A 19,389-nucleotide genomic window follows, 5' to 3' on the forward strand; every position below is an offset into this window, starting at 1 on the left:
TTCCTCTCGCCTTCCATCATCGGACTTGTCACAGACTCGATGAAGGAAAAATTATGTCCGAAGATATTCCACCACAGATAGAAATGGCTCTTATTCAATCTGCCACTACTATTCTTGCGGAAAAAATTCGCGCCCGAACGAATTACTTCCTCAACTCGGCTGATATACCTGAGAAAGAATTCAAGGATAGACTTGATGCCATATTCATGAGGGACAGCGTTGCTGACGAAATGGCTTACTTGATGCAAGGTATGGAAGAAGGATACCGTATGTTTCTGGCACAACGAAAAGAATAACGTCCTAGCCATTTTGATTATCTTTCCGCTCTGAATTTGCGGAAACTCGACGTGCCCTCGCCTCTTCCACTGTCTCGCCAGGGCGAGGGCGACCTCCTTTACTTTGATCTGCCTTTAACTGGCTTGCCTCACTGACTTCATCGCCGTTTATGATCCCCTCGGCGACACAGGCGACCAGCAGCCGGTCGCGTGCGGCATCAATCTTCAGGATATCGGCAAGGGTGATGGTCTCCGCACCGATCATGAGCGCATCGAGCAGGTCCAGCAGGTCATAGGCCCGCTGCTGGCGGCAGTTGGAGGCAGCGGACCGGATGTCATCGTCAAGGACGCGACCCGCTTCCAACTGTATGCGCAGATTACGTGCGGACGACATCATGCCGATGCCGAAGTCAAGTTTCAGATGAGACGCCGGTCCTGAGCCTTTCCAAACGAAACGCTTCGGGGTGTCCGACGGGGATAAATTGGAATCGGTAGACATAAAAAACCTCCATCGCGGGTGGCGATGGAGGTAGTTAGCTTTAAGCGCTAAAATCTGTCCAGATATTTTTAGCGTAAAACGCTAATTCATTCTGACTGGACGTCCCGCCTCGATAAGTTTTTGCCCATTTCCAACCAAGCCTCTACAGCCTCGGGGCTTTTCTCACTAAACACTTCGTATGCGCGCTTCATCCATTCTGGCAAACGTGCATCCCCTGGCGCAAAAAAAAGTCGGTCTGCTGTTACGCCATAAACCTGCGCCAAAAGCTCAAGATCTTCTACCTTCACGGCGGTCTCACCACTTTCCCATTTTGCGATTGTGGCTTGGTCCATACCCGCCAGATCAAGGCGAATTTCTCCTATCCTGTTAGCAACAGCTTGGCGTGATAGCCCCTTACTCTCTCGCCATGCACGCAAGTGAGGCATGCGATAATGAACGGTTCGCTTACGTTTACTCATAGCCGCAGGATGTTCTGATTCACTGCTTACCTCCTATCGGGCTATTAGCGAAATTCGCTTGACCGCAATTTAGCTTTATGCGCTAAACGAAGCATGATGCTTAAAGATATCCGCAAAGAGCTCGGGTTGACGTTGGAGGAAGCCGCGACACGTTTGGGTGTCCATTTTTCGACTTGGCATAAGTGGGAAAAAGGGAACGTCCCTCCTCACCGGGCGATCCAGATTGAGGCTGTCTTTGGCATCTCCCGGGCAAGAATACGCCCGGATTTCTTTGATCCGACCGCAACTTGTCCCGTGATGCCAGAGCACAGGGGGGCAGCATGAGCGTGCAAACCCATGTTGCCCACTTTCCGATTACGCCGCACTCATGCGCAGAATCGCTGATAGCCACGGTATCGGATCGTTCATGCTGCTCTTTTCGGGCAATGCGTCGACCCGGAATTTCATCTTGGTCACGATCTCGCTTGGATAAGCAGGAAGGCTGGTCGCGTTCGCTTCCCGGATCACGACTACGGCCTTCACCACAAAATACCATTTCTGGTTCTGGTTATCGAACAGGCGTGTGTATTTCAGGGAATACACTTCACGGATTGCCATCTTTTACCTCTGTTTTGGGATGGTTAGCGGATACGATGCGACCAGAGCCATTCACCCAGACTGGGAATGGCGTTGCCGCTGGCGGGATCGGTCGCGGATGTGACCTGTCGGTATTTGATGACCTGCGTTTTCTGGTCAAAGGCGCGTCGGATATTGATATCGACCACCACGGTCACGCGCTGATTGACGACGTAGGTGAACGATTCAACAGTTCCGACGCACGTTTCCGGTCCGTTCTGATCCTCGTAATCCACCATGACATTACATGGAGAAATCGGGATCAGGATCGTGTCGCGGGATGGTTCCCGACGGCGACTGTTAGGCAGTTCGATGTCATCACCGGCATATTTGGGCTCACGCGGACACAGCGGGGCTTTTTCATCGAGATACGCGCGCAAGTCCTGTATTTCCTCCCCTGTTTCGGGATCGTACGCATCAAGGATGCGGTCGGCGCGAAACATGCGCTGCGCGTTCCGCAGATGGCAGAAGGCTGTCAGATACAGCGGTACGACCGCGCGTGTCGGCGTCCATCCCAACGTGTAGGACAGGACATCTATGTTGCGGTCCGTCGGTGTTCCGCTGCCGCCCAGATAGCTGATGTGCAGGGGAATGCGGATGCTGTCCCTGCCGTCAGCACCGATTTCGAGATTATCGACAAATCCATCTGTGTACCGCCCCAGCCGGGCGTGCTGGGGCAGTTGCTGAATACGGACCGCTGCACCCCGGGAATGGTCCTCAGCTACGCCGCTGATCCGGGCGGCTCTGCGTCGACCGAATATGCTGATGCACAGGCACACTGGCACGGTAGCGCAAAACGCAACCAGCAGAATCAACGACAAATTATCGCCACTCATCATCTTTCCGATGGTCGCGTGATAGGCGTCTTCTATCTTTCCCCATATCCATGTGCCGACCAACAGCACGATTATTATGCCAATCAGCGCGGGCATTGTCCTGCCCGCATAAGCGTGGGTTTTGGGTGCACGAGTTCCTCCATGGCGTGTGTTGCAACAACCATGGTGGACCAAGCGGGTCGGCCGGACAATCGGCCGGCCCGCAAGGGTGTGTTCCTGCGCATGATGACTGAGCACCGGGGGGACGCATGACCGGCATTCCCGACCGCATCGAAATCCTGAAACTGGCGGCATCGCTGCTGCCCAGTGATCCGCAGGCGACCGTTCGGTCGCGGATTGCGGATGCACTGAGCATTGCGGCCCTTCTGGAAGATGGACTGTTAGCTGGGCAGTCGCTTGACGCGCTCAGCAGCACGCTTGTCCCGCTCCTCAGCAGAAAGCCTTCGGACGGGACGCTTTCGCTGCTCTCTACGCCCGTCGACCGCCTCAGCGATCTCGGACAGCAGGTCGAGCATGGAATCCTTGTCAGAAGGGACGGTGTGCGCAAAGGCGTCGAACAGGCGGGCGATGAGGCCCTCGCGGGTAAGTTTCCTGTTGGGGTCGGTCGCCATGATGAATCCTCTCCTGTCTCTGGTGTGGAAGCCGACAGGCTAGAGGATGCGGGGGATGGCGTCATGTCATCCCCCGACATAGCTGCTGGTCCCGATGACTTCGCCGAAATGTCTGCTCAAAGGACAAACGAAACAGCTTGGCTGGTCAGCCCTTTCGAAGGATGGAAACCCAATCTGCTGCGACGCGGCTGGAATGTATTGTGGCGCTCTCGAGTTGCGGCGAGACCGTCGTGATACGGGGCGGCTGGTTTTCCATGAACCTAACATATTCAAGGGCTTTCTGGCGCATGGGGGCTGGAGCACCTTCAAGCAAAATTCCAACCAGACCGCGTAGATACCGCACCTCGGTTTCAAGCATCTGCAAATTATTGGCGACACGCTGCGGCGTGAGTTCAGCCATTTCCGAATCCTCCATGGATGACGTTGCAACAACCATGGTGGGCCAAGCGGGCCGGTCGAGCAATCGACCGGCCCGTAAGGGCGGTCATGCGCCTGCAGGCCAGACCTACGTACCGAGTGCTCCCGCTTACGCGGTCGAGCCGGTGCGTGACCCGTTTCCCTCAACTTTTGGAATAGGAAATTGCCCTCATGTCGAAGGGATTTAGCTTCTTGGGTGCTGTGCAGAACAGGCGCGCACAATGCTTGTCGATGGCCATCCAGCACACTGATGCCAACTGCATCAATGACGATGTGGATTCCGTGATCAAGACCGCGGCGGCGTTCGAGGATTATATCCTCCATGGCACAAAGCCCGCAGTCGATAACGGGCTGGACGCAGACGATGGTGCATCTCAGCCGGTTATCGGCCTCAACGCCGGTCTGGGCACGCTTGATAATGAACCGTTGCTGGTTATGGGGGTGGATAAGGCTGCTGACAAAGCCGATGCAAAGCCGACCGGGACCGCCCAGGACAAGGCAGCTTACGACATCGAGCGCGAAAAGCGGAATGCCGAAGTCGCGTTGGCTACGGCTGCCCGGTGTGGCCTGAACGTGAAGCGTATCGATGTGAAGAACGGTCGGCTGGTCGCTGACTGGAGCGTCCCCTTTCAGATCAGTCCGTTCCAGGCAATCGCCTGTGAAATTGCTTGTGATGCGATTACTCGCGGCCTGCAGGAAATTTACCGCCATGGGCAGATCTGCAGCATCCGTTATGACCGGAGTGGTTTTCCGTGCGTGTCGTGGTCGCCGACAGTAGGCGCCGCGGCCTGATGACCCGTCGTTCACCCACCGCCATGACCAGCGGCGCAACCTGCCAGTGGATTGAGGGGACCGTGCGCCATGGCGTGCGGCCCGCGTTCTGCGGCAGGCCTGCGTGCGTGCGACGTGTGTGGTGTGGTGAACATGCGGTGCGTGTGTTCGCGGCCCCAGTGGCTGCGGATCAGGACGCACCTGAACAGAATGAGGTGTCAGCATGACTGCCGCGTCAGGTCTGTTGTGGTGCGTGTCCCTTCCGTCACCCGCGATGGCTGGGACACGCGCCGTTTCCCGTAAACTCCTTTCCTTCCGATTCCTGATCTCATCTGCATCTGATCGAGATCATGGAGGATTCTGGTGGGAAAAGATCGGTCTTTTTGGGGAAACATGTTTCCCTCGGTAAGCGCCCCCAACCCAAAAGCGGCCATTCGTGAGCGACTGGCAGCAATCATCCGCAACACGTTCAGCATGCACCGCTTTGCTGCGGAAAAAGCTGCGCGTGCGTCCAGCAGCACGCCGCGCTGCACCAAGAACTGGCTGGCGGGGAAGAACGTGCCGGATGCACCAACGCTGATCGAACTCATGGCCTCATCTGACGCGCTTGCAGATGAGGTGATGGCTCTGGTCCATGAACGACGCCAAGCGCGAGAAGGTCGATAATGTCGTGGTTTAAGCTGAAATTCTGTCGATTTGGCGTTGGTCGTGATGATGGACCTCCCCCGTCATTCCGCATGGGCTGGATCCGCCTGTTCTGGTGGCCGCACGACTGGCTCGACCTGGTCAACGCTCTGGAAAACTCTCTGCGAAAGGCGAAGCAGGCGAACCAATGCGCCAAAGGTGTGCTGGAGGATGACCAGAAATGACAGGACAACTGCCAACAGTTGCCGATTTCGACGCCGGGGCCGTGCCGCCGTGGTCCATGATCCGCACCATGCCGGCCGAGGCGCGCGGCGTGGCACATTCCCTGATCGACACCCTCAAGGCCAACCGGATGATCGTGCTGCGCAGCGGCACGCACATGCTGACGGATGCCGAGGTTGCGACCTTCATAAGCGAAAGCCCGGACGTGCTGGCCCGCACGCTGCCCATGATCGAGCAATGGGGCTTTGCCGCGCGGGATGATGATGGCGCGCTGTACAGCCCCCATCTGCTGCAACGCGAGATCCGCCGGCAGGAGCGTGCGCGCCGGCGTGCCCAGCGGGACGAGGCCCTGCGCCAGTTCGAGGCCGCGCAGGCGGCCGGGTCCATTCCTGCGGACGATACGCTGCGCGGCTACAAGGCCCGGATCAATGGTGGCAATGGTGGCCGCCCGCGCAAAGGGGAAACACCGGAGCAGGCACGCGCCCGCCGCGCACAGGAAGCCGAGAATGCCGTCCGTCAGCGCCACATGCCGCTGATGGTATCTGTGCCGGCCACCCAACCAGCAGAAACCGAAAACCGAAACCAAAACACAAATCGGTTTTCGGTTTCCGGGGGCTCGGTTTCAAAACTGGGTTCTTCGGTTTCCGTAGATATAGATAAAGATAAGGATATTAATTCATCTATATCTGAATCTGTCGAAACCGATTTGCCCCAAACCGATGCCGTCATCGAACGCGGCGCCATCGATCGGACGGTCAAGGCGGTAATGGAGGCGGCAGGCTTCCCCAGCTACAGCACGCGCCGGCATGTCGGCATGGTCCGCAAATGGCTTCAACAGGGCATACCGGAAGCCGTGATTGTCCAGGCGGTGACCGATCACACGGCTGACATGCACGAAAACCGAGAAGTTCCCCAGCACGCAGGCTGTTTCGACAAGCCCGTGCAGGCAGCATGGTCCCAGCACCAGATTGCAGCTGACCTGCCAGAACCGCCGCCGTCACCGGTCATGCAGGAATGGGAAAAGCAGGCCCGTGAGGATCTGGCCGAGGACCGGCGCAAATGGTCTGACTTGATGCAGCAACTGGGCGACTACGGCCGCGCCAAGCAGGAATGGGCACAGACGGCCGCCAGCCTTGGCAGGCCACCTGAACTGACCCTTGAGGCCTATCTGGATGCCTACCGGCCGCAGGACGTGGCTGCATGAACATGAGGCGGCACAAGCATGTGCGCGAACTGATCGCGCGTGCTCGTGCCAAAGGCTGGCGCGGCAGCCTGACCAGCAAGGGGCATATCCGCCTGATGCATGACCGTGCGGCGCGGTTTGTCATCGCGCCTGGCACGCCATCGGATTACCGATCGTGGAAAAACACGCTGGCGCAGATGAACCGGCTGGTACCAGCCTAGCCTGCATGTGGATTATTTCGCGGTCTGTGGCAGTCCACACCCATTAAAACTGACGGAAAACAGGAATTGGCGACTCGGCTACTGACCTGTGTACAAAAGGGGCATATATTGTGGCCAATTCCTGGCCGCTGATCGATCCTGCCTGATGCCCAGATGCAGCAGGTTCCGCAAAGAGACGATGACGCCGGGAGTCCTGCTTACTGAAAGGCTTCGCGTGTCAGTCGCCGCCCTTTCCCGCCGTCGGGCACAGTCGCCCGCTCAGTCCGCCTACCGTCCCGATTTCCGTCCGTCGGAGACACGTATCGCCCACCATGACCTTGCGCTGGTGGATGTCGAGATCACCAAGAAATCTCGCCCTGTCGAGGTCTGGCGTCGGTGCGCCGGGCTGTATGGGCTGCTGCGTTCCAAGGCGATTACCGAAGGGCAGGTCCAGTCTGCCCAGTTCTGGGCAACCGATTACGAAATCAGTGCCTTGGGCGGAACCGATCCGGAAATGGAACACGGTGCAAAACGCGGTGACATTCATGACGCCATGATCGGGCGCATGGGATCCGCCGCGCGCCGTGACTACATCCGCCAGCGCATCGGCGCGCGCGGCGAGCAGCTGTTGGTGCTGCTGATGATCGATGGACTGTCGATTACGGCGATGGCAAAACGCCTGCACCGCGACGTGAAAAGCACCAGCGGCGCGGTATGTTTCCTGCTGGAGCAGTTGACCGAACATTATGACGGAATGCCCGGACCATTATGGAAAGGTTGACCGTGTCACGGTTTTAAGTCATTTATGGCAAACTATCGTTATGCGTGGGTCCAGAGAATGGACGCCACGCTTTTTTTATGCCCGCTCGGGTATTCCCAACATAGAGCCATCAGATGAAATCACAGCTGCCGACCCTGTCGCGCGGCGACATTGTCCTGCGCGGTAACCGGCACGGCATTGTCGTGACCCTGACAAAGCGGCGTCTGTTGGTCGTGCCGCTGGAATGGAACCCGTTCCCGCGCCATCGCGCGGATGTCGGGATCGGCACGCTGACCTCGCAGGTCTTGTTCCATGACGCGATTGCGCGGTGCGGGGATCGCCAGTGGGTCAGCCGGGAAGCCCAGCATTTTGCAGGCCGCGTGTCTCCCGTTGTCGTGACAGCGATCGTGAACGCCATCCGTCGGGAAGAAGTCGCCCGTCAGACTGAGCGGCTTCCCGCCGGCCTGGTCAAATCGACACTGGCCTTTGGTCCCATGATGGGCAGTCGCGGGCGGCGCGTTGGTGCGCCTTCACTGGGATAGCGACAAGCAAATGTCAGTTAATGGGTTGACCACTCTTTTCCATCATCGCCAGTGCTTTTTGGAGAGACTCAATCAATATTTTAGCAGTCGGGGCCGGCATTCTGAGATGTGCCACCGGGAAGGGGCGTAGTCCCTCCTGACTGGGCTTTCCGGCAGCTAAGGTCACAGCGATGACACTACCGGCATGGCCGAAATACGGAATGTGATCGGTAAACACAATCGGGGCTTCGCGACTGGCAATAAGAAATTCTTCAATTTGCTTGGCGTCAGCATCCGACATTTTCTCATTCCTTTCCTTAAAGCCCGTTAAAAAATCTACCTTGAGATCAATGGGTTGGTAAGGGGCTCAAATGAGACAAAACTGGCAGATATTATGCTGAATGTAACAAATGGCCCCCGTACTATGTGGACGGCTGAATGATCGATGTGATCCATGCGCTGAGCGCAATGCCGATCGCCCGGTTCTTCGATCTGCTCATTCTTGCGGGATGGATCGTGGCGCAGCCCATGCTGTGCATTGCCATCTGGCGCGCCCGATAGCCGCAAGGATAACTCAAAGTTATCTGGCAGCGCCGGATCGGGCATCCGCAAGATAACCCCACGCAGGGGCCTGATAGCCGCAAGATAACGTTAGTTATCTGGCGGATTTCAGGGGGGCTTAACCACCCCGTTTTATAATGAAATCATATGGTTAGCGGAGACCGCGCCATGCCGTCCACTGATGAGGCCCCAAAAGCCCCTCAGAACTCGGCCGACAATCTGCTGATCAAGACATGGCTTCACAACCGTGGTGCGAACACGCGCCGCGCGTATGAAAGCGATGTCCGCGCCTTCCTTGCGCATGTGGGCAAACCACTGGCGCAGGTGACGGCGGCCGACCTGCAAAGCTGGTACGACAGCCTGACGGGAGCGGACGCCACGCGACGGCGGAAGCTGATGGTCATCAAGTCGCTGCTGTCCTACGGCGCTGCCATGGAAATGCTGCCTCGCGATGTGGGGCCTGCCGTCCGTGTGCCGAAGATGCGCGACAGCCTGCATGAGCGGATCCTTACGCAGGAACAGGTGCGCGACCTCATTGATGGGGAAACGGACCCGCGCAGGCGCACCATGTTGCGCGTCCTGTATGCCACCGGCCTGCGCATCTCCGAGCTTTGCGCCGTCCGGTGGAAAGACCTCAAGCGCCGCCAGCAGGGCGGTGTCGCCCATGTGTTTGGCAAGGGCGGCAAGAACAGAACCGTCGAGATCCCCGCCAAGGTGTGGAAGGAGATCGTGACGCTGCGTGTTGATAGTCGGCCTGAAGCGCCGATGGTCCCCGGCCACGATGGCGGTCCGCTTAGCGTCGATGCGGTCCACCGCTCCGTTAAGCGGGCCGCGAAGCGCGCAGGCCTGCCATCGCAGGTTTCCGCGCACTGGCTGCGCCACGCGTACGCCAGCCACATGCAGGACAACGGCGCGCCGGCGCATGTAGTGCAGCAGCAGCTGGGCCACACATCGCTGGCGACCACGACACGATACAGTCACGCACGCGAAGGCGCGGGCGCTGGAAAGTTTCTGGACTTGTAGCGCCACGCGCGCCGGTCCCCTCACCTGTGAAGCAAGGAAGCCTCATGAAGCCGAGCCGCAAGCCGCGCCAGCCCGCAACGGATGTCACTGTCTGGGAGCGTGCCGCCGCGCATTATCGTCGTATTGCGGGCCGTGACCGTCGCCCTGGCGTGAAGATCTGGGCCAGCGACCGCGCGGCGGAATGCGCGGCCAACATGCGGCGTGCTCAGCGGGAGGCCGCATGATGGTGCCCGAAGGCTACATGCAGGATTCCGCCGGGCGCCTCGTGCCGCGCGACAAGGTGAAGCCCGAACACCTGATGGTGGATGAGCTGGTGCGCGAGCTGTTCGGCGGCGCGACCGATCTGCGCAAGGCCCTCAGCGGGTTTCGTTTAAAGGCGTTCGAGGAAATTCGCACCGTCCTGGCGCTCATTGCCGAGAAGTATGGCACCACATATGGCGGCCAGAAGGGCAACATCACGCTGACCAGCTACGATGGCCTGAAGAAGCTCACCATCGCGATGGGCGATTCCATTTCGTTTGGCCCGGAACTGCAGGCCGCGAAGTCTCTGATCGACAGCTGTCTGGGGCGTTGGTCCAAGGGCGCGGACGAGAACCTGCGCGTCATTGTGACGGATGCGTTCGAGGTCGGCAAAGAGGGCAAGATCCGCACGGACAAGATCCTCAGCCTGCGCCGCCTCAATATTGATGATGAGGAATGGCTGCGCGCGATGCAGGCCATTTCCGACAGCATCCGCATCGATGCAACCAAGGCTTACATCCGATTCCATGAGCGCAACCGGCCGGAAGATGATTTCCGGCAGGTGCCGCTGGATATCGCCCGGGCTTAAGAAGATTTAACAAGCAATATTTCAGTAAAGATCAGAACTTACATCATCATATTGCTTTTCTAATGTGTTGTACCAAACTTTCTGATCATCAGACAATTCTCCCCCAGAAACAAGCTCGTCCATTTTTTTGCATATGTTAAACAATCTTTTGTATTTAAATTCCGACTTAACTTCCTCTGATATGTAAATTGAAATGTAAGTTTTGTATTTTTCATGACTCACCTCTCCTTCAAAGATTTTATCCATTATCTGCCTTCCTTTTATAATAACAGTAACAGAAGAAGATAAAAGAAACTTCACCCTATCTCCATTTAATACTCTTTTTGAACCAGAATTAGACCCTATATCAGAGATGGCAGCTATGCTATTATTTGAGCTTTCAGCTATGCTTGTTATTATATTCAAGAAATGAGCATCTTTTGCAGTTTGATTATTAGTATAAGATGATTTCCATGCGAAAAATATGGATGCAGCAGCAAGTATAACAGTTGCCCACGTGCCGCACGATCCGTACATTGAAAGTCTGCTGTTAATGTCCAGAGAACGTGGGTACACATACGTAACCGCATAAAATGGGAAAACAACAACAAACAAAAATAAAGTGAATAATAGAATTAAAAATACTTTTTTATTTGTAAAATATTTCATATATATATCCAGTCTTATTAATTATACACAAACTCATAGAGAATATCATTAATGTCCCCCACACACCATGTGCATATCAGCGTGGGCTTCATGTTCGTGTGCCTACTGTTCATCGCCATCATCGTCGCCCTGTTTGTATGGCTGTCGTGGTCGAACCGGCGTGCCAAGCTGATCAAGATGCAGATCGAACAGCGGCATGAAGAACAGATGGAGCAGATCCGGCGCGGACATGATGACCAGATCGCCCGGCGCGTCATGGACAGTACGACCCGGGCGCCATCTGTACCGCGCATGTCAGCACAGCCTGCCTCCCCTTCGCTGCGGCCTGCCGCATCCAGTGGATACGGATCCGTAAATACGGGCTCAAACCCCGGCGCGCCGGTCATCGTACACACCGGTGCGTCACGCGGATCCGACAATGGTTTTCTGGAAGGTGCGCTACTGGGCGGCATTGCCGGATCAATGATGGGCGGTCGCGACCATGACACCATCATTGAACGCGATGTCAGTGCACCAGCAGCTCCCACGCCTGATCCATTCGCAGGCAGTGGTAACGACGCCGGATCCAGTGGTGGTGGTTTCGACTACAGTAGCGGTGGCGGCGGTAGCAGTGGTGGCTTCGACTGCGGCGGCAGCAGCGGCGGGTCCGATGGCGGTGGCTGCGACTTCTGACCATGGGTGATTTCAGCATCAAACTGGATACGTCACGTATCCAGCGTGAGCTGTCGGACATGCAGAAGCAGATCCCGTATGCCACATCCGTCGCCGTAAACAGCCTGGCCTTCGATGCCATGCGGCTGGAAAACAGCGCGATGTCGGAAATCTTCGATCATCCGCGCCCCTTCACCACACGCGCCACGCAGGTGGACAAGGCGACGAAAAGCAACCCGACGGCAGTCGTATCGCTACGGGACCAGCAAGCGAAATACCTGACCCCGTATGAAACCGGCGGCGACCACTGGGTCGGTGCCAGGGATGGCGCTGGTGACCTGCTGGTGCCGGTGGACGGCAGGACGGATGCATACGGGCAGATCCCACGTGGACTGATCAAGCGCCTACTCGCGCGGCCTGATGTGTTCGCCGGCACGATCCGTGGCGTTCGAGGGATCTGGCAACGCCCGTTACGCGGTGAACGTCGGAATGGCGATCGCGGCACAAAGGGGAAACTCAATGCTGTCGGCGAAAAGCGAACCGGACTGAAACTTCTCTACGTGTTTCGGCCCAACCGGGACGTGAACAAGCATCTGGACTTCGAGCAGCGCGCGGTGGAGCTGGTCCAGCGTGAAGGCCCGAAGGCGATCGAGGCGGCGATCCTGAAAACCATCAGCACCGCGCGCTGACAGAGATGCCCTACCCCCCCCTGCTTGGGTCCCTCCTGGGGGGTGCCGGCATCGCGGGTATTGCGCGAGCCCGTACGATCTCTAGCTGAGATAAAATTTTCAGGTTGCAGTTGCAGTTGCACTTTCCGTGAAAAAATCCTCGATCAGCCAGAGTGAAGCCGCGCGCCGCGCAGGCGTAAGCCGTGCGGCAATTCAAAAACATCTAGCGTCTGGCAGGATTGTTTCTGACGGCAAGCGCGTGGACGTCGCGTCGTTCGAGGAATGGCTTGCCGAGCGCACCGACCTGCAACCTGACCTGCAACCAGAGGTGCAACCCGGGTTGCAGGTTGCAGATGAGGTTGCACCCATCAATGAGCTGCGGCCGGACCTGATACCGGACGAAGCGTGTCAGCAGATCGAGAAAGGGCTGGCTCCCTACACGACGCAGGAAGCCAACCGGATTGAGAAAAACTACAAGGCGCTCATGCGCAAGCTGGAATACGACCTGAAAGCTGGAAAGGTCGTTGAAAGCTCGAAGGTGGTCGAGACCGTCGGCGAGGAATACGCCCGCGTGCGTACCAAGCTGCTCGCCATGGCTGCCGAGAAAGCCCCGTCCCTGCACCGCTGCAAGACCGTGGCCGAAGTGCAGGACCGCCTGACCACGCTCGTGACACGCGTCCTGGAAGAACTGACTGCGGATGGCGATCCTATCACCGGGCAGCAGCCTCTATGAGCGGGGGCTGCAGCTATTCCGGGCCGAACTGGCGCGAGTGCGCCGGGAGACACTCAGGCCGCCGCCGCGCCTGACCCTGAGCCAGTGGGCGGCGAAGTATGCCGTCCTCTCGCGGGAATCCAGCGCGGAGACGGGCCGTTTCGAGGCCTTCGCCTACCAGAACGGCATCATGGATGCCTTCACGGATCCGGCTATCGAGCGGATCTACGTCAAGAAATCCGCCCGTGTCGGCTACACCAAGATCCTCGATCACGCGATCGGCTATTACCTGCATCAGGATCCCTGCCCGATCCTCGTGGTCCAGCCACGGGAATCGGACGCCGAGGACTACAGCAAAAGCGAAATCGCTCCGATGCTGCGGGACACGCCTGTCCTGGCAGCCCTGACGGGCGATCCCAAATCCCGCACGTCTTCCCAGACGCTGCTCAAGAAAACCCTGCTGAACGGGTCCTCCCTGACCCTGGTCGGTGCCAACAGCCCGGGCGGCTTCCGACGGATTACAGCCCGCGTCGTCATGTTCGACGAGGTCGATGGCTATCCCGTCAATGGTGCCGGATCTGAAGGTGACCAGATCGCACTGGGCACCAAACGTACGGAGACATTCTGGAACCGCAAGATCGCGGCTGGCTCTACGCCTACCATCGCGGGCCTGAGCCGGATCGATGACCTTTACGAACTGGGGGACAAACGTCGCTACCATGTCCCCTGCCCGCATTGCGGCGAGAAACAGGTGCTGGAATGGGGCGGTCCCGACACGCCCCATGGCATCAAGTGGGACAAGGACAGCAACGGCAACCACCTGCCGGAGACCGCGCATTACGTATGCCGGCACAACGGCTGCATCATTGAGGAAGTCGACAAACCCGGCATGGTCGACGCCGGGGAATGGATAGCGGAAGCCCCCTTCAAGGGGATCGCATCCTTTCATATCTGGGCCGGTTACTCCCTGTTCCCCAATGCCAGCTGGTCCAAGCTGGTGGCGGAGTGGCTGGACGTAAAGAACGATCCGCGCAGGCGTCAGACCTTCATCAACCTGGTGCTTGGCGAAGCCTACGAAGATCGCGGAGACGGCGCCCTCAATGAAATGACGCTGGTCTCCCGGGTCGAGACGTGGCCCGGGGAAGTCCCGGACGGTGTGGCCATACTGACAGCCGGCGGCGACACCCAGGACGATCGTGTCGAGCTGGAGATCGTCGGATGGGGCCGCAATGAGGAACGCTGGTCCATTGCCCATATCGTCATTGAGGGCGATCCCGACGGGCCGGAATTATGGGAGAAGGTGGACGAAGCCCTGAAGCGCGAATGGTTCCGCGCCGATGGCCGACCTTTCACTGTCATGGCGGCCTGTATCGATTCAGGCGGCCATCATACGCAGAAGGTCTATGAGTTCTGCCGCGCACGCCTAGGCCGCAAGATCTGGGCAATCAGGGGCGAGTCAGCGCGCGGCGGAGCACGGTCGCCAGTCTGGCCCACCAAGCGCCCCACATCACGCAACAAGGCGTCATTCCGTCCGATCGTCATCGGCGTGAACGCTGCGAAGGACGTGATCCGCAGCCGGTTGCATCTCTCACAGCCCGAGCCGGGAGAGCCTGCACCGGGTTACATGCATTTCCCTGCAGACCGGGACATCAACTATTTTGCCCAGCTGGTGGCTGAGCGGTCTGTCCGGAAAAACAAGAATGGCCAGATCTACCGGGTCTGGGAACAGATCCCGGGCCGCGCAAACGAGGCGCTGGATCTCGCAGTCTACAGCTACGCTGCCCTGTGCGGGCTTATCTATCGCGGCCTGTCGCTGAACAAGCGCGCCGAGGTGATGGAGGAAGAAAAGGCCAGCGGCCGCATCCCATATGCATCCAGGCCAACACCATCGGCACCTGCCAGCCCCGCACTGGCACCGGCTGACGAGAAGCCCACGGCAGCGAGACCTGCCCGCAAGGCCAGAGCGCCTGAACCTGCCGAAGGTTCGACCACAGGCAACCGCCGTTCCCGCTGGAATTATTAATGGTGAAATCAGTCTTCCCCGTTCCACGGGGCACATGGGCCGGCATGACCGAAGCCCAGGTTACGGCCGCGCGCAATGCGGCCCAGCAGGCGCTGCTGTCCCTGCTCAACGGCACGCGCCCCATGTCCGCCGGATACAGCCAGGGCGATGGCGGCCGCAATGTCTCCTTCGCTGGCGCGTCCGAGGCCCAGCTACGCAACAACCTGCGAGAACTGAACGCCCTGCTGGGTGTCGGCACATCCCGCAGGGCAATGAGGATCCGCTACCGTTGAAAAAGCCCGGACTGCTACGTCGCGCCTGGAACAGCCTGAGCGGCACAGGGGCAGGTCAGGGTGCGCGCGCTTCCTTCCCCATGACGCTGCCGGGTAACTGGATGGGCGGCATCGGTGGCCTGTTCGCCTATGACGGTGCGGACATGATGGGCAACGAGAGTTCCGAATGGAACCCGTGGCTGCGTTCCCCCGATGCCGAGATCAATCTCGACCGCGACCGCATGGTCGCCCGTGCCCGTGATCTTTACCGGAACGACGGCTGGGCACGCGGCAGCATCAACCGGATCACCGACAACGTGGTCGGTGCCCAGTTCCGCCTTGTGGCCAAGCCTGACTACCGTGCCCTCGCATGGCGGTATGGCAGCCGTTTCGATGCTGTGTGGCTGCGGGATTTCCGGCAGGCTGCCGAAGCAGAATGGCGGATGTGGTCCGAACACCCGCAACTGTTCTGTGACGCGGCCCAGAAGCTGACAGTAACCCAGCTTTTCCGGCTGGCCTTCATGCACCAGATGAAGGATGGCGAGGCCCTTGCCGCCCTGAGATGGTTCCCCGAACGCATCGAACAGGGGGCGGATTACGCCACGTCACTCCAGCTGATCCATCCTGACCGCCTGTCCAATCCCTACCAGCAGATGGACACGCACAATCTGCGCGGCGGCGTGGAGATCGACGACAATGGCGCCCATATTGCCTATCATATCCGTCAGGCGCACCAGTTCGATTATTTCGATGCCGCCGAAAGCATGATCTGGGACCGTCTGCCCCGCTTTACGCCATGGGGCAGGCCGATCGTCGTTCATTCATTTGACTTCGACGATGCCGGCCAGCATCGCGGGCTGAGCGTGTTCATTCCCATCCTGAACCGCTTCCGCATGCTTGGCCGCTACGATCAGGCGGAACTGCAGCAGGCCCTCGTCCAGACCATATTCGCCACCTTTGTTCAAAGTCCATACGACCCTGAAGACGTACGCGGGAGCATGGAAGACGGGGAGCTGACCGAATACCAGAACCTGCGGCAGACGTGGCACAAGGACAATCCGATCACCATTGGTGGTGTCCGTGTTCCCGTCATGCCCCCGGGCGAGGAAGTCAAGACAGTCGCATCCACCCGGCCGAATAGCGGGTTTGATGCATTCCAGAGCACATTCCTGCGCAATTTCGCGGCAGCGATCGGCACATCAGCCGAGCAGCTCAGCATGGATTACAGCAAGACGAACTATAGTTCCTCGCGTTCTTCCATGCTGGAAATGTGGAAAACCATGCACCGGCGCCGCAACGACTTCTCGGTCAGCTTCGCCAATCCGATCTATGGCGCGGTGCTGGAAGAAATGTTCGATCAGAACCGCCTGCCACTGCCGCGCAATGCCCCAGACTTCCTCGAGGCGCGCGGTGCCTATTCACGCTGCCAGTGGATCGGTCCGGGCCGTGGCTGGGTTGATCCCGTTTCCGAACGGCAGGGTGCGGTGCTGGGCCTTGATGCCGGCTTCGGCACGCTGGAACGCGAGTGCGCGGAGCAGGGTCTCGATTACGAGGAGGTCCTCGATCAGCGCCATACCGAGCGACAGATGATGAGAGAGCGTGGCCTGCCCTTCCCGCAGTGGGCGGTCGGCGCGCCCGTCAACCAGACCACACAGACACCGGATCCAGAATGAGCCGCCTTCCCCACCTGGCGCAGCGGATGTTCAATACACCGATTGCGATCCATCCCCAGAAAGCCGAAATCGTGGTCGCCGCTTTGGCGGACCGTCTCGGCATCGCGCACATGTTCCGCGATGGCAAGGCGGTTGCAATGGGGCCTGGCCTCATTGCCCTTGATGAGGAAGACCGCGCGCCGGACAAGGCATACGACGTGGTCGGTGGCGTGGCCGTCATCCCCGTGACCGGCACGCTGGTCCAGAAGCTGGGCTCGCTGCGGCCATTCTCGGGCATGACCGGCTATGACGGGATCCGCCTCAACTTTCTGGACGCCCTCAATGACAAGTCGGTCAAGGCCATCGTGCTGGACATCGACAGCCCGGGTGGCGAAGTCGCCGGCTGCTTCGACCTGGTCGACCTGATCTACCAGGCACGCGGCCAGAAGCCGATCCACGCGATCCTTGACGAAAGCGCCTACAGCGCGGCCTACGCGCTGGCATCTGCCGCCGATCGTATCACTGTCCCCCGCACGGGCGGCACCGGTTCGATCGGCGTCATTCTCATGCATGTCGACATGTCACAGTCCCTGTCCAAGGCGGGCGTGGTGGTCACCATGGTTCGATACGGTGCCTACAAGGCCGAAGGCTCGGAATACGAAAGCCTGTCGGAAGGCGCCCTGGCACGTATCCAGGCCGATATCGACCAGATGGGCACCCTGTTCTGTGACACCGTCGCCCGAAATCGCGGCCTGAAATCATCCGTGGTCCGGGGCTTCGAAGCCCGGACCTTCATGGGCAGCGCAGGTGTCGATGTCGGGCTTGCCGACAGCGTCTGTGCCCCGGATGCCGCGTTCGCGGACCTCGTCCGCTCTCTCTGACCTGCCTTATGGCAGTCTGCTCCAAGGAACTGACTTATGGCGAAATCCCGCCTGAGAAATGCCCTGTCCTTTTCCCATCTCATCGGCGGCGCATCTGCTGGCCGTGGCGGCCGCCGCGCGGCCGATGATGACGACGATCTTGACGATCAGGAAAACAATGCCCCGCCCGGCGCCGATGAAGGCGATCAGAACGACGATGACGGCAATGCCACACCGTCCGGTCGTCGCCGTGCACGCGGGGAAGATGACGACGACAATCCCGGCGATGACAATGACGGGGACAGCCCGTCCGGTCGTCGTGCGCAGGGCAACCAGAACGACGACGATGGCAATGCAACCCCGTCCGGCCGCCGTCGCGCCCGGGGGGATGATGGTGAAGATGATGAAGACGACGAAGAAGATCAGGACGATCCGCAGGCCAGCGCCGCCCGCTCCCGCGAGCGCGCCCGCTGTGCTGCGATCTTCGCAACCAAGGCCGCAGCCAGTCGTCCGGACCTTGCCGCTCACCTTGCCTTCAATACGTCACTGCCCCGTTCCCAGGCTATCGGTCTTCTGAGGACCGCAGCCGTTGGCTCGACGCGTCGTGGCGGGGCACTGGCGGATGCAATGGCCACATTCGGCCAGCAGCGCGTCAGTGCCGATGCGCCAACTCAGTCCAGCCGTTCCCGGATTGATGCCAGCTGGGATGCGGCTGCCCGCCGCGCCGGCGTCGTTCGCGGCTGATCTTCTTCCTCTCTGATACGGAAAGGCTACCAGAATGGTCAGTCCTGTTCTGAACGAACATTTTTATACCGGCGCCTTCCTCGTCCGCGAAGCCAACGGCTATCTCTCGCGTGACAAGGGAGAACTGGTGAACGAAACAACGGCCGACGTCTCTTATGAGGCAGGTCTGGTGCTGAGTGACGTCACCACCGCCGTCGCCGATTTCGTGGTCGGTGGCAGCAATACCGGCAATGGCACCATTGGTGCGATTACTGTTGCCGACGGCACCACGCCCACGAACTACGAGATCGTGTTCACCGATGCCACAGACTTCACCGTTTCCGGGCCGGACGGCTCGGAACTGGGCGCAGGCACGGCAGGGACGGCGCTGACGGTCGGTGGCCTGACCTTCACCGTCACGGCTGGCACCACGGCTTTCGTGGCCGGTGATTCCTTCACCATCGTCGTGGTGCCCGGTGGTCCCAAGCAGTACGTCCCCTACACCGGGGCAGCCGCAGCCGCAGCCATCCTGTTCGACCGCGTCTATGTGGAGGCCGACACGGCCAAGCATGTGGCGGTCGTAACCCGCATGGCCGAGGTCAACGGGCAGGAACTCTGCTGGGACCCTTCGGTCACGTCCGCCGCCAATGCCTCGACCCTGCAGTCCGAGGCCCTGAACCAGCTGGCGGCACTGGGGATCGTCGCGCGCTAACGGCGCGGACCGCCTGATCCCCCTCTTTCACTGATTTTCTGGCCCACCTGAAACCCGACTGCC

The 19,389-nt window shown here is 59.2% G+C and carries 30 protein-coding genes; 24 read left to right on the forward strand and 6 right to left on the reverse strand.

Annotated elements, in window-relative coordinates; genetic code table 11:
• Positions 1-53 precede the first annotated feature (53 nt).
• Positions 54-296 (forward strand): hypothetical protein, encoded by a 243-nt coding sequence (locus MSKU9_RS05945; RefSeq protein ID WP_141260422.1) that lies wholly within the window; start codon positions 54-56, stop codon positions 294-296.
• Positions 297-300: 4 nt separating this feature from the next.
• Here MSKU9_RS05945 and MSKU9_RS05950 read toward each other — a convergent pair whose 3' ends face one another.
• Both MSKU9_RS05950 and MSKU9_RS05955 read right to left on the reverse strand, forming a co-directional pair.
• Positions 301-774, reverse strand: a complete 474-nt coding sequence (locus MSKU9_RS05950) for a hypothetical protein (protein ID WP_141260423.1) — start codon at positions 772-774, stop codon at positions 301-303.
• Between the two features lie 86 nt (positions 775-860).
• Positions 861-1,232 carry a helix-turn-helix domain-containing protein gene (locus tag MSKU9_RS05955; protein ID WP_141260424.1) on the reverse strand — a complete coding sequence of 124 codons (372 nt, stop codon included), beginning with the start codon at positions 1,230-1,232 and terminating at the stop codon, positions 861-863.
• 96 nt (positions 1,233-1,328) lie between these two features.
• Here MSKU9_RS05955 and MSKU9_RS18890 point away from each other — a divergent pair, with 96 nt between their 5' ends.
• Entirely contained in the window at positions 1,329-1,556 is a 228-nt protein-coding gene (locus tag MSKU9_RS18890) for a helix-turn-helix domain-containing protein (protein ID WP_227002388.1), read from the forward strand.
• Positions 1,557-1,586: 30 nt separating this feature from the next.
• On the opposite strand, the gene MSKU9_RS05965 is transcribed toward MSKU9_RS18890, so the two are convergent.
• Together MSKU9_RS05965 and MSKU9_RS05970 are read right to left on the reverse strand one after the other, a co-directional pair.
• A complete protein-coding gene (locus tag MSKU9_RS05965) occupies positions 1,587-1,829 on the reverse strand; it encodes a hypothetical protein (RefSeq protein WP_141260426.1) in 243 nt (80 codons plus the stop codon).
• A gap of 23 nt (positions 1,830-1,852) precedes the next feature.
• Positions 1,853-2,779 (reverse strand): WYL domain-containing protein, encoded by a 927-nt coding sequence (locus MSKU9_RS05970; protein WP_141260427.1) that lies wholly within the window; start codon positions 2,777-2,779, stop codon positions 1,853-1,855.
• A gap of 152 nt (positions 2,780-2,931) precedes the next feature.
• On the opposite strand from MSKU9_RS05970, the gene MSKU9_RS17890 reads away from it, so the two are divergent.
• The 9 genes from MSKU9_RS17890 (at position 2,932) to MSKU9_RS06020 (ending at position 8,034) form a co-directional block, all read left to right on the forward strand.
• Positions 2,932-3,528, forward strand: a complete 597-nt coding sequence (locus MSKU9_RS17890) for a hypothetical protein (protein ID WP_154670670.1) — start codon at positions 2,932-2,934, stop codon at positions 3,526-3,528.
• Between the two features lie 354 nt (positions 3,529-3,882).
• The gene (locus tag MSKU9_RS05985) at positions 3,883-4,503 is read left to right on the forward strand and encodes a hypothetical protein (RefSeq protein WP_141260430.1); all 621 of its coding nucleotides are present in this window, start codon (positions 3,883-3,885) and stop codon (positions 4,501-4,503) included.
• On the forward strand, positions 4,503-4,709 hold the full coding sequence (locus MSKU9_RS05990; protein WP_141260431.1) for a hypothetical protein: 207 nt from the start codon (positions 4,503-4,505) through the stop codon (positions 4,707-4,709). Before MSKU9_RS05985 ends, MSKU9_RS05990 begins: the two co-directional genes overlap by 1 nt.
• Before the next feature lie 166 nt (positions 4,710-4,875).
• Positions 4,876-5,148: a hypothetical protein gene (locus MSKU9_RS05995; RefSeq protein WP_141260432.1), complete on the forward strand. Its 273-nt coding sequence runs from the start codon at positions 4,876-4,878 to the stop codon at positions 5,146-5,148.
• Positions 5,148-5,351: a hypothetical protein gene (locus MSKU9_RS06000; protein ID WP_141260433.1), complete on the forward strand. Its 204-nt coding sequence runs from the start codon at positions 5,148-5,150 to the stop codon at positions 5,349-5,351. Before MSKU9_RS05995 ends, MSKU9_RS06000 begins: the two co-directional genes overlap by 1 nt.
• Positions 5,348-6,553, forward strand: a complete 1,206-nt coding sequence (locus tag MSKU9_RS06005; protein ID WP_141260434.1) for a hypothetical protein — start codon at positions 5,348-5,350, stop codon at positions 6,551-6,553. Before MSKU9_RS06000 ends, MSKU9_RS06005 begins: the two co-directional genes overlap by 4 nt.
• Entirely contained in the window at positions 6,550-6,753 is a 204-nt protein-coding gene (locus tag MSKU9_RS06010; protein ID WP_141260435.1) for a hypothetical protein, read from the forward strand. The genes MSKU9_RS06005 and MSKU9_RS06010 overlap by 4 nt, the downstream gene beginning before the upstream one ends.
• A 214-nt stretch (positions 6,754-6,967) precedes the next feature.
• A complete protein-coding gene (locus MSKU9_RS06015) occupies positions 6,968-7,513 on the forward strand; it encodes a hypothetical protein (RefSeq protein WP_227002389.1) in 546 nt (181 codons plus the stop codon).
• Between the two features lie 113 nt (positions 7,514-7,626).
• Positions 7,627-8,034 (forward strand): hypothetical protein, encoded by a 408-nt coding sequence (locus MSKU9_RS06020; RefSeq protein ID WP_141260437.1) that lies wholly within the window; start codon positions 7,627-7,629, stop codon positions 8,032-8,034.
• A gap of 13 nt (positions 8,035-8,047) precedes the next feature.
• On the opposite strand, the gene MSKU9_RS06025 is transcribed toward MSKU9_RS06020, so the two are convergent.
• Positions 8,048-8,314: a hypothetical protein gene (locus MSKU9_RS06025; RefSeq protein ID WP_141260438.1), complete on the reverse strand. Its 267-nt coding sequence runs from the start codon at positions 8,312-8,314 to the stop codon at positions 8,048-8,050.
• A 137-nt stretch (positions 8,315-8,451) separates the two neighbouring features.
• Here MSKU9_RS06025 and MSKU9_RS18755 point away from each other — a divergent pair, with 137 nt between their 5' ends.
• The 4 genes from MSKU9_RS18755 (at position 8,452) to MSKU9_RS06040 (ending at position 10,426) form a co-directional block, all read left to right on the forward strand.
• Positions 8,452-8,574: a hypothetical protein gene (locus MSKU9_RS18755; protein ID WP_264371840.1), complete on the forward strand. Its 123-nt coding sequence runs from the start codon at positions 8,452-8,454 to the stop codon at positions 8,572-8,574.
• A 147-nt stretch (positions 8,575-8,721) separates the two neighbouring features.
• Positions 8,722-9,597: a tyrosine-type recombinase/integrase gene (locus tag MSKU9_RS06030; protein WP_141260439.1), complete on the forward strand. Its 876-nt coding sequence runs from the start codon at positions 8,722-8,724 to the stop codon at positions 9,595-9,597.
• A 44-nt stretch (positions 9,598-9,641) separates the two neighbouring features.
• Positions 9,642-9,821, forward strand: coding sequence for a hypothetical protein (locus MSKU9_RS06035; protein WP_019085778.1), 180 nt, complete (start codon positions 9,642-9,644; stop codon positions 9,819-9,821).
• Positions 9,818-10,426: a DUF3164 family protein gene (locus MSKU9_RS06040; RefSeq protein WP_141260440.1), complete on the forward strand. Its 609-nt coding sequence runs from the start codon at positions 9,818-9,820 to the stop codon at positions 10,424-10,426. Before MSKU9_RS06035 ends, MSKU9_RS06040 begins: the two co-directional genes overlap by 4 nt.
• Before the next feature lie 21 nt (positions 10,427-10,447).
• Here the strand turns inward: MSKU9_RS06040 and MSKU9_RS06045 are convergent, their stop codons facing one another.
• Complete coding sequence (locus MSKU9_RS06045; RefSeq protein WP_141260441.1) at positions 10,448-11,074, reverse strand: hypothetical protein; 627 nt, start codon at positions 11,072-11,074, stop codon at positions 10,448-10,450.
• Between the two features lie 51 nt (positions 11,075-11,125).
• Here MSKU9_RS06045 and MSKU9_RS06050 point away from each other — a divergent pair, with 51 nt between their 5' ends.
• The 9 genes from MSKU9_RS06050 to MSKU9_RS06090 all read left to right on the forward strand — a co-directional run bounded on the left by MSKU9_RS06050 (position 11,126) and on the right by MSKU9_RS06090 (position 19,326).
• Positions 11,126-11,746: a hypothetical protein gene (locus tag MSKU9_RS06050; protein ID WP_141260442.1), complete on the forward strand. Its 621-nt coding sequence runs from the start codon at positions 11,126-11,128 to the stop codon at positions 11,744-11,746.
• Positions 11,747-11,748: 2 nt separating this feature from the next.
• Positions 11,749-12,414 carry a hypothetical protein gene (locus MSKU9_RS06055; protein WP_141260443.1) on the forward strand — a complete coding sequence of 222 codons (666 nt, stop codon included), beginning with the start codon at positions 11,749-11,751 and terminating at the stop codon, positions 12,412-12,414.
• 127 nt (positions 12,415-12,541) lie between these two features.
• Positions 12,542-13,126, forward strand: coding sequence for a helix-turn-helix domain-containing protein (locus MSKU9_RS06060; RefSeq protein WP_141260444.1), 585 nt, complete (start codon positions 12,542-12,544; stop codon positions 13,124-13,126).
• A complete protein-coding gene (locus tag MSKU9_RS06065; protein WP_141260445.1) occupies positions 13,092-15,128 on the forward strand; it encodes a phage terminase large subunit family protein in 2,037 nt (678 codons plus the stop codon). The genes MSKU9_RS06060 and MSKU9_RS06065 overlap by 35 nt, the downstream gene beginning before the upstream one ends.
• A 44-nt stretch (positions 15,129-15,172) precedes the next feature.
• Positions 15,173-15,400 (forward strand): gpW family head-tail joining protein, encoded by a 228-nt coding sequence (gpW, locus tag MSKU9_RS06070; RefSeq protein WP_162515726.1) that lies wholly within the window; start codon positions 15,173-15,175, stop codon positions 15,398-15,400.
• On the forward strand, positions 15,397-17,052 hold the full coding sequence (locus MSKU9_RS06075) for a phage portal protein (RefSeq protein WP_227002390.1): 1,656 nt from the start codon (positions 15,397-15,399) through the stop codon (positions 17,050-17,052). Before gpW ends, MSKU9_RS06075 begins: the two co-directional genes overlap by 4 nt.
• Positions 17,049-17,912: a S49 family peptidase gene (locus tag MSKU9_RS06080; protein ID WP_141260447.1), complete on the forward strand. Its 864-nt coding sequence runs from the start codon at positions 17,049-17,051 to the stop codon at positions 17,910-17,912. The genes MSKU9_RS06075 and MSKU9_RS06080 overlap by 4 nt, the downstream gene beginning before the upstream one ends.
• 36 nt (positions 17,913-17,948) lie before the next feature.
• Positions 17,949-18,635, forward strand: coding sequence for a hypothetical protein (locus MSKU9_RS06085; protein ID WP_141260448.1), 687 nt, complete (start codon positions 17,949-17,951; stop codon positions 18,633-18,635).
• 34 nt (positions 18,636-18,669) lie between these two features.
• Complete coding sequence (locus MSKU9_RS06090; RefSeq protein WP_141260449.1) at positions 18,670-19,326, forward strand: head decoration protein; 657 nt, start codon at positions 18,670-18,672, stop codon at positions 19,324-19,326.
• Positions 19,327-19,389 lie beyond the last annotated feature (63 nt).

The sequence above is a fragment of the Komagataeibacter diospyri genome (assembly GCF_006538165.1).
Taxonomy (GTDB): domain Bacteria; phylum Pseudomonadota; class Alphaproteobacteria; order Acetobacterales; family Acetobacteraceae; genus Komagataeibacter; species Komagataeibacter diospyri.